This is a genomic window from Mycobacterium sp. Aquia_213, assembly GCF_026625985.1.
Lineage (GTDB): Bacteria > Actinomycetota > Actinomycetes > Mycobacteriales > Mycobacteriaceae > Mycobacterium.
On record NZ_CP113116.1, the window covers coordinates 1,253,128 to 1,265,403 of the forward strand.

The following is a 12,276-nucleotide window of genomic DNA, read 5'->3' on the forward strand; positions in this document are numbered from 1 at the left end:
CCGGATCCGGATCGCATCGAGAGGCGGTGTGCGCGGCCGGATATCGCCTGAGACGATGAACGCATGCGAATTGCGCAGCACATCAGTGACATCATCGGCGGCACGCCACTGGTTCGCCTGAACTCTGTCATCCCCCTCGGTGCTGGCACGGTTGCCGCAAAGGTCGAATACCTCAACCCGGGCGGTAGTTCCAAGGACCGCATCGCGGTGAAGATGATCGACGCCGCCGAGTCCGCCGGGCTGCTCAAGCCAGGCGGCACCATCGTCGAGCCCACCTCGGGCAACACCGGTGTCGGCCTGGCGTTGGTTGCCCAGCACCGCGGCTATAAGTGCGTGTTCGTCTGCCCGGACAAGGTCAGCGAGGACAAGCGCAACGTGCTGATCGCGTACGGCGCCGAGGTGGTGGTGTGCCCGACGGCGGTGCCGCCGGAGCACCCGGACAGCTACTACAGCGTCTCCGACCGGCTGGTCAGAGAGATCGACGGAGCCTGGAAGCCCGATCAATACGCCAACCCGCAGGGCCCGGCCAGCCACTACGAAACCACCGGTCCCGAGATTTGGGCCGATACCGACGGCAAGGTCACCCACTTCGTCGCCGGCATCGGCACCGGCGGGACGATCACCGGCGCCGGCCGCTACCTCAAGGAGGTGTCCGGCGGCGCGGTGCGCGTCATCGGCGCCGACCCCGAGGGCTCGGTGTATTCGGGGGGCACCGGCCGGCCCTATCTCGTCGAAGGCGTCGGCGAGGATTTCTGGCCCGCGGCCTACGACCCCACGGTGCCCGACCAGATCATCGCGGTCTCCGACTCCGACTCGTTCGACATGACCAGGCGACTGGCCCGTGAAGAGGCGATGCTGGTCGGCGGATCGTGCGGGATGGCCGTCGTGGCCGCGGCGAAGGTGGCCGAGGAAGCCGGGCCCGGCGCGCTGGTCGTGGTGTTGCTTCCCGACGGCGGCCGCGGCTACATGTCGAAGATCTTCAACGACGCGTGGATGTCGTCGTACGGGTTCCTGCGTACCCGCCTCGACGGCTCGACCGAGCAGCCCACGGTCGGTGACGTGCTGCGCGGAAAGTCGGGCGCGCTGCCCGACCTGGTCCACACCCACCCATCGGAGACGGTCCGCGACGCCATCGGCATTCTGCGTGAGTACGGGGTGTCCCAGATGCCGGTGGTCGGTGCCGAGCCGCCGGTGATGGCCGGTGAGGTCGCCGGCAGTGTGTCGGAGCGCGAACTGCTCTCGGCGGTCTTCGAGGGCCGTGCCAAATTGGCCGACGCGGTCTCCGAGCACATGAGTCCGCCGCTGCCCATGATCGGTGCCGGCGAGCTGGTCGGCGCGGCCGGAAAGGCGCTTCGTGACTGGGATGCGCTGATGGTCGTCGAGGAAGGCAAGCCCGTCGGGGTCATCACCCGATACGACCTGTTGGGCTTTCTGTCGGACGGGCCTCGAGTACAAGCAGGGCGGCGGTAGCGACACGGCCTGGACCTGGTACGGAGCCTTCGTGGGAGGCGGCTCTCAGGTATGTTAATTCGGCTAGTTCAGCTAACCCGCAGTGGAAGGTTGCACCATGACCGATCAGCCGCCGACCTCCTCGCCGCCCGAACCTCCAGGTGGCTACGAACCGGCCTCTGGCGGGTATGAACCCGCCCCTTCCGCGCCTGGCGCTTCGTACCCGCCCCCGCCTCCGCCGCCCAGCGGGGGCTACCCGCCGCCTCCGCCGGCTGCTGGTGGATACGCCCCCCCGCCGCCCGGACCCGCGGTCCGCGCGCTGCCGACGGATTCCTACACGCCGTGGATCACCCGGGTGCTGGCGCTGCTCATCGACTACCTGCCTTACGCGATCGTGCAAGGCATCGGCACCGGGATCATGTACGCCACCCAACAGTCGTCCTGCGTCACCGACATCACGCAGTACGACGTCAGCCAGTACTGCGTCAGCCAGCCCTCGATGATCGGCCAGTTGGCGCAATGGCTGGCGACGTTGGCGGGCTTGGCTTACTGGCTGTGGAACCGGGGCTACCGCCAGGGCACCACCGGATCGAGCCTGGGCAAGACGGTGATGAAGATCAAGGTGGTCAGCGAGACCACCGGGCAGCCGATCGGCTTCGGATTGTCCGTCGTGCGCGACCTCGCCCACTTCGTCGACGCCGTCATCTGCTTCGTTGGTTTCCTGTTTCCGTTGTGGGACGCCAAACGGCAGACACTCGCCGACAAGATCCTGACGACGGTGGTCCTGCCGATCTGAGGTGCAAGAGTGCGCCTGACGTGATCGCGCGTCGCTCACTAGGCTGAACGGCGATGAGCGAAAATCGTAGCGGACACGACGGAATCAACGGGCTGGCCACCAAAGCCATCCATGCCGGCTACCACCCGGATCCGGCAACCGGGGCGGTGAACGCGCCGATCTACGCCAGCAGCACGTTCGCCCAAGACGGCGTCGGGGGTCTACGCGGCGGGTTCGAATACGCGCGCACCGGCAACCCGACCCGGGCCGCGCTGGAGGCCGCGCTGTCGGCCGTCGAAGGCGGTGCGTTCGGGCGCGCGTTCAGCTCCGGCATGGCCGCAACCGACTGTGCCCTGCGCGCCATACTGCGGCCCGGTGACCATCTGGTCATCCCAAATGACGCCTACGGCGGCACATTCCGTCTGATCGACAAGGTCTTCAGCCAATGGAACGTCGGGTACACGCCGGCGGCACTCTCGGACCTCGACGCGGTCGCGGCCGCGATCACGCCGCAGACTCGGCTGATTTGGGTGGAAACACCGACGAATCCGCTGCTGTCCATCGCCGACATCGCGGCCATTGCCGACCTGGGCCAGCAGCATTCGGCAAAAGTGTTGGTGGACAGCACCTTTGCGTCGCCCGCGCTGCAGCAGGCGTTGACGCTGGGCGCCGACGTCGTGCTGCACTCGACGACCAAGTACATCGGTGGCCACTCCGACGTGGTGGGCGGCGCACTGGTCACCAACGACAAAGCGCTCGATGACGCCTTCGCCTTTTTGCAGAACGGGGCGGGCGCGGTGCCCGGCCCGTTCGACGCCTACCTGACGATGCGCGGCCTCAAGACGTTGGTGCTGCGGATGCAGCGGCACAGCGAAAATGCTTTGGCCGTAGCGGAATTCCTCGCCGGGCATCCTTCGGTGAGCACGGTGCTGTATCCGGGTCTGTCCACGCATCCCGGCCACGAGGTCGCCGCGCGCCAGATGTCCGGCTTCGGCGGCATGGTGTCGGTGCGCATGCGCGGTGGCCGGGCCGCCGCCGAAAAGCTCTGTGCCGCCACCAAAGTGTTCATCCTGGCCGAATCGCTGGGTGGCGTCGAGTCGCTGATCGAGCACCCCAGCGCGATGACGCACGCGTCAACGGCCGGTTCGCAATTGGAAGTACCCGACGACCTGGCGCGCCTGTCGGTGGGCATCGAGGACGTCGGCGACCTGCTGGCCGATCTCGAACAAGCCCTGGGCTAGTTCGCGGCGGAACTAGTCGTGGTATGGCTCCGCGCTCACCAGCGTCACCTCGACGGTGTTGCCGTTGGGCACGGTGTAGCTGCGGGTCTCGCCGACCTTGGCGTCGATCAGGGCCTCGCCCAACGGTGACTTGGGCGAGTACACCTCGAGCTTGCCGTCCTTGACGCCCTCCTGGCGGGTGGCGATCAGGAACGTCTCGGTGTCGGACTTGTCGCCGTCGTAGTAGACCTTGACCACCGAACCGGGCAGCGCGATGCCGGACTGCTTGGGCGCCTCGCCGACCTTGGCGTTGTTGAGCAGGTCCTGCAGCTGGCGGATGCGCGCCTCTTGCTGGCCCTGCTCTTCACGGGCGGCGTGGTATCCGCCGTTCTCCCGGAGGTCGCCTTCCTCGCGGCGGTCGTTGATTTCCGCGGCGATGACGGGACGATTCGCGATCAGCTGATCGAGCTCAGCCTTCAGCCGGTCATGTGATTCCTGGGTCAGCCAGGTCACCTGAGTGTCCGTCATCTCGTCGTGCTCCTCGTCGTGTCTCTCCGCGTCACCGCGAACTCTCTGAACTGCGCTGCAGGGATTGTCTGGGTCCCGCCCCTTGCCGCCGTGCCGTGGTGCTCACGGCCCGCTAATGCAGCAATACACGGTCCCAGCAGGAACCGTGCATTCATCCATGTTACCACTGTGGAAACAGCCGATGACGTCATTCGAGCTTCACCTTTGCGACCGGTCAGGCTGCGCGCAGGTAGCTGGGCACGTCGGTGCCACATCCGTAAATGTCTGCCATCACCGGCGGCTGTGACGATTTCACCGTCGTGGTGATCTGCACCGTGGCCTGCGCGGATGGCCCGACCAGTACCTCGCGCCGGCCCGTCTCGCTGCCGTCCTTTGCGCGGACCCGCACGATGCAGTCCACCGGCCGCGACGGATCAGATCGCGTCACGCTGATCGTGACTGCCGCCGTCTCGTTGTCGACCACCTGGTAACCGGCCAGCGAACCCGAGACGTCACTGGTGCCCAGCCGTTGGTAGCCGACGATCGCGACGCCGATGCCGGCCGCGAGAACCAGCACACCCAGCGCGATGGCCACCCGGCGCCGCGAGACCCGAGACAGTCGCGAGCGCCCGTAGCGGGCCTCGGGGCGCGGAATGGAAGTCTGGGTCATGGCTGTTTCAGGTGTGGGATTAATGTGCTGCCGGCGGACGGTCGACAGCGCGCAACATGGGGAAACTGGAATTATAGGGTCCTTATAGGCTCGAGGGGAGACCAGCGGACCGACAAGGGGAGACGTGAGCGAACTGCGGTTGATGGCGGTGCACGCCCACCCCGACGACGAATCCAGCAAGGGTGCGGCCACACTCGCCCGGTATGCCGACGAGGGTCACCGCGTGCTGGTCGTCACGTTGACCGGCGGCGAGCGCGGCGACATCCTCAACCCCGCGATGGACCTGCCCGACGTGCAGCAGCACATCGCCGAGATTCGCCGCGACGAGATGGCCAAGGCGGCCGAAATTCTCGGCGTCGAGCACACCTGGCTCGGCTTCGTCGATTCCGGTCTGCCCAAGGGCGATCCGCCGCCGCCGCTGCCCGACGGCTGCTTCGCGTTGGTGCCGTTGCAGGAGTCGGTCGAAGCGCTGGTGCGCGTCGTCCGCGAGTTTCGCCCGCACGTGATCACCACGTATGACGAGAACGGTGGCTACCCACATCCGGATCACATTGCCTGTCACCAGGTTTCGGTCGGCGCCTACGAAGCGGCCGGCGACTATGCCCGCTTCCCGGACGCCGGCGAGCCCTGGACGGTGTCCAAGCTCTATTACAACCACGGCTTCCTGCGGGCGCGGATGCAGTTGCTGCACGACGAAGCCATCAAGCACGGTCACGAACCCCCGTTCCAAAAGTGGCTCGAGCATTGGAAACCCGAGCACGATCCGTTCGAGTCGCGGGTGACCACGCGAGTGGAGTGTTCGGAATATTTCAGCCAGCGCGACGACGCGTTGCGGGCACACGCCACCCAGATCGACCCGAACGCCGACTTCTTCGCCGCCCCGCTCGCCTGGCAGCAGCGGCTATGGCCGACTGAGGAATACGAGCTGGCCCGTTCGAACGTCCCCGTCCGGCTGCCCGAGGACGACCTGTTCGCCGGAATCGAGAACCACGCGTGAGCCACCTTTTACTCACGGTGATCGCTGACGCGACTCCGCACAACACGGGGCCCGATTTCGGTAAGGCCAGCCCGATCGGGCTGCTGGTAGTCGTGCTGCTGTTGATCGCCACCCTGTTTCTGCTGCGCTCGATGAACCGGCAACTGAAGAAGGTGCCCGAGTCGTTCGACCCCAAGCACCCCGAGCCCGATCAGGCCGCCGACGAGGGCACCGATACGGTCGACCCACCCCAAGACGAGGCTCCCGGGCCGGCGAACGGATCAACCCGGCCGTCAGGACCCGGCGATGAGCCCGGCTGAATCGTCTTTCACCAACACCCTCGGACTGGCCACCAGCCCGTATTTGCGTCAACACGCCGGCAATCCGGTGCACTGGCAGCAGTGGACGCCGCAGGCAATGGAAGACGCGGCGGACCGCGATGTGCCGATCCTGCTCTCGATCGGCTACGCCGCGTGTCACTGGTGTCATGTGATGGCCCACGAGTCGTTCGAGGACGACGAGGTGGCGGCCGCGATGAATGCGGATTTCGTCTGCGTCAAGGTCGACCGCGAGGAACGGCCGGACATCGATTCGGTCTACATGAACGCCACCGTCGCGCTCACCGGGCACGGCGGCTGGCCGATGACGTGTTTCCTCACCCCGGACGGGCGGCCCTTCTTCTGCGGCACCTACTACCCGAAAGAGGGCTTTCTGCAACTTCTTTCGGCCGTCACCGAAACCTGGCGGGAACGCCGCGGCGAGGTCGAGGAGGCGTCGGACCACATCGCCGGCGAGCTGCGCAAGATGTCGTCAGGACTGCCGGACGGCGGCCCCGACATCGACCCGGCCCTGTGTGATCACGCGGTCGCCGCGGTGCTGGCCGACCAGGACACCGTGCACGGCGGGTTCGGCGGCGCGCCCAAATTCCCGCCGTCGGCGGTTCTCGAAGCGCTGCTGCGCAATTACGAGCGCACCGGATCACTGTCGGCGCTGGAGGCCGTCGAGCGCACCGGCAACGCGATGGCCCGCGGCGGAATCTATGACCAACTCGCCGGCGGCTTCGCGCGCTACAGCGTCGACAACGCTTGGGTAGTACCGCATTTCGAGAAGATGCTGTACGACAACGCGCTGCTGCTGCGCGCCTACGCGCACTGGGCCCGGCGGACCGGAGATCCGTTGGCCCGCCGGGTCACCGCGCAGACCGCACAATTCCTGCTCGACGAGCTGGCCGACGGCGACGTGTTCACGTCGTCGCTGGATGCCGACGCCGACGGTCGCGAGGGTTCGACCTATGTCTGGACGCCGCAGCAGTTGACCGAGGTGCTCGGCCCCGACGACGGTCCTTGGGCCGCTGAGGTTTTCGCGGTCACCGAGTCCGGGACCTTCGAACACGGGACGTCGGTGCTGCAGTTGCCCGGCGATCCCGACGACCCGCAACGATCCGAACGCGTACGCACCGCGCTGCTGGCCGCCCGGCGCACCCGGACCCAGCCGGGACGCGACGACAAGGTCGTCACGTCGTGGAACGGGCTGGCGATCACCGCGCTGGCCGAGGCCAGTGTGGCCCTCGAAGATCCCGAGTTGGCCCGCGCGGCGCGGCGCTGCGCGACGGCGCTGCTGGACACCCATGTCATCGGCGGCCGGCTGCGCCGGGCCAGCCTCGGTGGGGTGGTCGGCGACAGCGACGCGATCCTGGAAGACCACGCGATGCTGGCCACCGGGCTGCTGGCGCTCTACCAGCTGACCGTCGAGGACGTCTGGCTGACGGCGGCGTGCGAGCTGCTCGACACCGCCCTAGCGCATTTCGCCGATCCGCAGCGACCCGGCCGCTGGTATGACACCGCCGACGATGCCGAGCAGCTGATGCTGCGGCCGGCCGACCCGCTGGACGGGGCCACCCCGTCGGGCGCGTCGACGATCACCGAAGCGCTGCTGACCGCGGCGCATCTGGTCGGCAGTGTCACCGCGCCGCGCTACTTGCGAGCGGCGACCGAGTCGCTGGCCGCGCATTCGGTGCTGCTGGCGAAGGCGCCGCGGTCGGCCGGGCATTGGATTTCGGTGGCCGAAGCCGCGATCCGCGGCCCGCTGCAGATCGCGGTCGCCTGCCACTCGCCGCGGTCACCGATGTTGACCGACGCCCGCCGGTTCGCGCCCGGCGGGGCGATCGTGATGGGCGGCAAGATGGACTCGTCGGCGCTGCTGGTCGGCCGGGATCGGGTGCGCGGTGCCGACGCCGCCTACGTGTGCCGTGGACGCCTGTGCGATCTGCCGGTGACCCGGTCGGCCGACCTGGCCGCCGCCCTGGGCGTGCCCGCGCGCTAGCGCCGATTCAGAAGACCACGAACCACATCGCGATGTAGTGGCAGATCGCCGCTACCGCGGTGCAGGCGTGGAAGAACTCGTGATAGCCGAACGTCGACGGCCATGGGTCGGGCCAGCGCAGCGCGTAGAGAATGCCGCCGATGCTGTACAAAGCGCCGCCGACGAACAGCAGCACCATCGCGGTCACACCGGAGTTGTGCAGGATCTCGCCGGTGTACCAGACCGCAACCCAACCCAGCAGGATGTAGAGCGGTACGCCGACCCAGCGCGGCGCCGACGGCCACAGCATCTTCAGCAGGATCCCGGCCGCCGCGCCGCCCCAGACAATGCACAACACCACGCGCCCGTCGTGCGGCGAGAGGGCCAGCAGGGCGAACGGCGTGTAGCTGCCGGCGATGAACACGAAGATCATCGAATGGTCGGCCCGCTTCATCCACTTCTTGGCGGTCGCGGACTTCCAGTGCACGCGGTGGTAGGTGGCGCTGACGGTGAACATGATGATGGTGGCGAAGGTATAGAGCAGGGTCGCCAGCCCGGCCCGGGTGGAGCCCACCGCCCACGACACCGCGACCAGCGAGGCACCCGCGAAAACGGCGGTGCCGGCGGAATAGACGTGGATCCAGCCGCGGAACCGTGGCTTGGTCAGTACCCGGGCGACGCCGTCGACGAGCTGTTGTGCTGCGTTGGCCGCGGCTCCCGGCGATTCGGCTTCCGGGTCGCCCGCGGTGGTGGTCGGCCCGCTCATGTCTCCTGCTGTCTATTCGGGTGGCGATCTAATTGCCGGTGCCTCACACCGATAAACACTAGCCCGCACCGGCCGGGTGACCGTGCTTTCAGCGACGGTGACATCGTCGGAAAAACAACCCGGAATTGGTTGCCGCTCACAGTAGTGTGGATCTTCGTGGAGATTATCCCGCCGCGGCTCAAAGACCCGTTGTACCGCGTCTACGAGCTGCGGCTGAGGCAGGGCCTGCTCGCCTCGAAGTCCCAGCTCCCGCGGCATATCGCCGTGCTGTGCGACGGGAACCGGCGGTGGGCCCGCGACGCGGGATACGACGACGTCAGCTACGGCTACCGGATGGGTGCGGCCAAGATCGCCGAGATGCTGCGGTGGTGTCAGGAAGCCGGCGTCGAAATGACCACCGTCTATCTGCTGTCCACCGAAAACCTGCAACGCGACCCCGACGAGCTGGCCGGGCTGATCGAGGTCATCACCGATGTCGTCGAGGAAATCTGCGCACCGGCCAACCGGTGGAGCGTGCGCACGGTGGGAGACCTGGAACTGCTCGGTGACGAGCCGGCCCGCCGGTTGCGGGGTGCGGTCGAGTCCACGCCCAGCGTCGCGCCGTTTCACGTCAACGTGGCGGTCGGCTACGGCGGCCGGCAAGAGATCGTCGGCGCGGTGCGCGCGTTGTTGAGCAAGGAACTCGCCAACGGCGCCACCGGCGAGGACCTCGTCGACGCGGTGACCGTCGACGCGATCTCCGAGAACCTCTATACCTCCGGGCAGCCGGACCCCGACCTGGTGATCCGCACCTCGGGCGAGCAACGGCTGTCGGGGTTTCTGCTCTGGCAGAGCGCCTATTCGGAGATGTGGTTCTGTGAAACGCACTGGCCGGCGTTCCGCCGCGTCGACTTCCTGCGCGCGCTGCGCGACTACAGCCGGCGAGATCGCCGCCTCGGCAAGTAGGTCTTAAGCGGCAGGTCACGTACATGCCACACTGGGTAGATGGCTGCGCTGTCGGCGGTGGTGTTCACGCTGAGCGCCTGGCTGGGCCTGTATCTGGCGGCCCGCGATCCGCGCAAACCCGTCCTGGTGCTGGCGGCGATCGGGCTGTGTGGCTTCGCGCTGGTTGTCGGGCTGGACGCGGTTCGGACCGCCAGTCCCGCGTACGCCCAGCTGCTGAGCCGAGTCGAGATCTACCTGGCGACCATCCCCGGCGTGGCGTGGTTTGCGGTGCTCGTCGAGCTGTCCCGGCCCGCCGACGGCTGGCGGGGGCGCACGCGTGAGCTGCTGCTCGTCGCAGGCGTCGCCGCGCTGACCCTGTTCGGGGCGATGCTGGCCGGCAGCGTCGACGGGCCGCTGCGGCCGGGCCACTGGCTGATGTTCGCCGTGATCTCGGTGTCGACCCTCGGCGCGATGGCCGTTGCGCTGCGCCGCCCGCGGCGGCCCAGGCCGGCCGTGGGACTCGCCATCACCGCGACCATGTTCTTCGCGCTGGGCAATGCGATCCTGATCATTCCGCTGGGCCTGGTGCCCAGCTGGGTTGCGCTGGCGTCGACGAGTTGCGACGTCCTGGGGCTCGGGGTCGCCGTCGCGCTGTGGGACGCGTTCGATGAGGGCCAGGCCCTGCGCGCCGACATGCGCCGCTCGTTCGCCGGTTCGGTGGCGGTGGCGGCGCTGTTCGGTGGCCAGGCGCTGATCGGGTTGGCGGTGACCCGCGACGACCCCGCCGCGCAGACCGCGTTGACCGTGCTGCTGTTCACCAGCCTGGCGATCGCGATCGCCGTGCAGGTGCTCGCGGATCCGCTGGCCGGGGTGCTCGACCGGTTGGCGTTCTCGAAATCGCCTGCGCTGCGGGCAGATCGGGCCACGCTGCGGCATACCGGGGCGGCACTGCCGCTGCGACAGGAGCATCCGCTCGCGGACGTCGACGACGTCACCTTCGTCAGGCTCACCCGCCGCGCCCTGGGCCACTACGGCGACCTGAGCAAGCTGGTCGCGAGCCCGCTGACGGCGTTGCCGGTGATCGACGAGCGGCTCGCGGCCCGCGGCGCACCCGACCATCCGGTCGAGCGAGCCAACGAACTCAAGGCGGTGCTGGCCGACGGCATTTCACGGTTGAAGCCACGTGACGCCGGCGATTTCGGGACCACCGAAGAGTGGCGGTACTACAACTCGCTGTATTTCCCCTACGTCGTCGGGGTGCGCGCCTACGCGCAGAATGCCACCGCGTCGGGTCTGGATCCGACCGCGCGGCAGGCCTGGCAGTGGTTCGTGACGGAGGTCCCACAGCGCTCGCTGCACAATTGGCAGAACGCAGCGGCCCGGCTGATCGCGGCGGATCTACGCGGGCGCGTCGCGGTCTCCAGCGATTAGTCCCGTTGGGGCGCTTTCTGCATTATCTGTACAGCCTCACGCACAATTCGGCTGACAACGCTGGTTGTAATGGCGATGCGCCCCGTCTTCGGGTGGACTGGCAACGAATACGGGATGTGCGGCCGACCGGCTGCATGTGTCATTCCGAGTCTGCAAGGGGGACTTATGCTTTCGCCGACCCTTCCGCCCGCTCAATTCGCGCGGGCCATCGAGTTCGTCCGGCACCGTGTCGGTCAGCTGCACCAGCGCATGGTTCCACCGCCGGCCGCGATGATGGAAATGATCACGAATGCCTGGGCCGCGCAGGCGATTACCGCCGCCGCCGACCTCGGCATCGCCGACGCGCTGGCCAACGGGCCGCTGTCGGTTGACGAGTTGGCCGAGGCGGTCGACGCGGATGCCGACACCGTCGGTCGTCTGCTGCGGGGCTTGATCTCGCGCGGCATATTCCGTCGCCGTCGCGACGGGCGCTACGACCTCACCCCGCTTGCGGACACCCTGCGCAGCGATAGCGAAGTCTCGCTGCGCGCATTCGCCCGTTTTGTGGGGTCGCCCCAGGATCGGGAGCACTGGAGCCACATCACGGACTCGATTCGCACCGGCCGGGCCGTGATCCCCGAACTGCGCGGCAAGCCTGCCTTCGAGTACCTGGCCGAGGTGCCGGAGCTCGACGAGATCTTCAACCAGGCCATGACCGACCTCTCCGAGCTCGAAATCCCGCCGGTCGTCGCGGGCTACGACTTCAGTCGTTACGGGACGATCGTCGACGTCGCCGGCGGACACGGCCGGCTGCTGGCCGCGGTATTGCACGCCACGCCGCAAGCCCGGGGAATCCTGTTCGATCAGCCGCATGTGGTGGCGGGTGCGTCGCCACTGCTCGATGAACAGGGCGTGGCGGACCGGGTCAAGGTGGTCGAAGGCTCCTTCTTCGAGTCGGTGGCCGACGGTGGTGACGCCTACCTGCTCAAGCACATCATCCACGACTGGCCCGACGACGAGGCCGTGCAGATTCTCACCAACATTCGCAAAGCCGCCGGGGTCGGAAAGCATGTCCTGATACTGGAATTCGTCATTCCGCGGCACGGCCGCGAATTCCCCGGCCACTGGATGGACCTGGAAATGCACATCGCCGCCGGCGCTCGTGAGCGCACCGCCGGCCAATACGGCCGGCTACTGAGCCGCGCGGGCTTCCGGCTGACGCGGGTGGTCGAAACAGCCTCACCGCTGAGCATCGTCGAAGCGGTCGCCGTCTGACGC

The 12,276-nt window shown here is 67.7% G+C and carries 12 protein-coding genes; 9 read left to right on the plus strand and 3 right to left on the minus strand.

Features of this window, described 5'->3' with window-relative positions:
• Positions 1–63 precede the first annotated feature (63 nt).
• From LMQ14_RS06040 to LMQ14_RS06050, 3 genes are all read left to right on the plus strand, one after another.
• Positions 64–1,470, plus strand: coding sequence for a cystathionine beta-synthase (locus LMQ14_RS06040; RefSeq protein WP_267733886.1), 1,407 nt, complete (start codon positions 64–66; stop codon positions 1,468–1,470).
• A 97-nt stretch (positions 1,471–1,567) separates the two neighbouring features.
• Positions 1,568–2,245: an RDD family protein gene (locus LMQ14_RS06045; RefSeq protein WP_267733887.1), complete on the plus strand. Its 678-nt coding sequence runs from the start codon at positions 1,568–1,570 to the stop codon at positions 2,243–2,245.
• A gap of 53 nt (positions 2,246–2,298) precedes the next feature.
• A complete protein-coding gene (locus LMQ14_RS06050) occupies positions 2,299–3,465 on the plus strand; it encodes a cystathionine gamma-synthase (RefSeq protein ID WP_267733888.1) in 1,167 nt (388 codons plus the stop codon).
• A gap of 12 nt (positions 3,466–3,477) precedes the next feature.
• Here the strand turns inward: LMQ14_RS06050 and greA are convergent, their stop codons facing one another.
• Together greA and LMQ14_RS06060 are read right to left on the minus strand one after the other, a co-directional pair.
• Complete coding sequence (greA, locus tag LMQ14_RS06055) at positions 3,478–3,972, minus strand: transcription elongation factor GreA (protein WP_267733889.1); 495 nt, start codon at positions 3,970–3,972, stop codon at positions 3,478–3,480.
• A gap of 214 nt (positions 3,973–4,186) precedes the next feature.
• A complete protein-coding gene (locus tag LMQ14_RS06060; RefSeq protein ID WP_267733890.1) occupies positions 4,187–4,621 on the minus strand; it encodes a DUF4307 domain-containing protein in 435 nt (144 codons plus the stop codon).
• A gap of 124 nt (positions 4,622–4,745) precedes the next feature.
• On the opposite strand from LMQ14_RS06060, the gene mca reads away from it, so the two are divergent.
• Genes mca through LMQ14_RS06075 form a run of 3 tightly spaced genes read left to right on the plus strand, consistent with a single transcriptional unit; the run spans position 4,746 to position 7,919 of the window.
• Positions 4,746–5,618 (plus strand): mycothiol conjugate amidase Mca, encoded by an 873-nt coding sequence (gene mca, locus LMQ14_RS06065; protein WP_267733891.1) that lies wholly within the window; start codon positions 4,746–4,748, stop codon positions 5,616–5,618.
• On the plus strand, positions 5,615–5,917 hold the full coding sequence (locus LMQ14_RS06070) for a hypothetical protein (RefSeq protein ID WP_267733892.1): 303 nt from the start codon (positions 5,615–5,617) through the stop codon (positions 5,915–5,917). The genes mca and LMQ14_RS06070 overlap by 4 nt, the downstream gene beginning before the upstream one ends.
• Entirely contained in the window at positions 5,904–7,919 is a 2,016-nt protein-coding gene (locus tag LMQ14_RS06075; protein ID WP_267733893.1) for a thioredoxin domain-containing protein, read from the plus strand. Before LMQ14_RS06070 ends, LMQ14_RS06075 begins: the two co-directional genes overlap by 14 nt.
• Before the next feature lie 7 nt (positions 7,920–7,926).
• Here LMQ14_RS06075 and trhA read toward each other — a convergent pair whose 3' ends face one another.
• On the minus strand, positions 7,927–8,664 hold the full coding sequence (gene trhA / locus LMQ14_RS06080) for a PAQR family membrane homeostasis protein TrhA (RefSeq protein ID WP_267733894.1): 738 nt from the start codon (positions 8,662–8,664) through the stop codon (positions 7,927–7,929).
• Between the two features lie 156 nt (positions 8,665–8,820).
• Between trhA and LMQ14_RS06085 the strand changes: the two genes are divergently transcribed.
• The 3 genes from LMQ14_RS06085 to LMQ14_RS06095 all read left to right on the plus strand — a co-directional run bounded on the left by LMQ14_RS06085 (position 8,821) and on the right by LMQ14_RS06095 (position 12,273).
• Complete coding sequence (locus tag LMQ14_RS06085) at positions 8,821–9,609, plus strand: (2Z,6E)-farnesyl diphosphate synthase (RefSeq protein WP_267733895.1); 789 nt, start codon at positions 8,821–8,823, stop codon at positions 9,607–9,609.
• Positions 9,610–9,648: 39 nt separating this feature from the next.
• Complete coding sequence (locus tag LMQ14_RS06090; RefSeq protein ID WP_267733896.1) at positions 9,649–11,019, plus strand: hypothetical protein; 1,371 nt, start codon at positions 9,649–9,651, stop codon at positions 11,017–11,019.
• Positions 11,020–11,184: 165 nt separating this feature from the next.
• Positions 11,185–12,273 (plus strand): methyltransferase, encoded by a 1,089-nt coding sequence (locus LMQ14_RS06095; protein ID WP_267733897.1) that lies wholly within the window; start codon positions 11,185–11,187, stop codon positions 12,271–12,273.
• Positions 12,274–12,276: the final 3 nt, after the last annotated feature.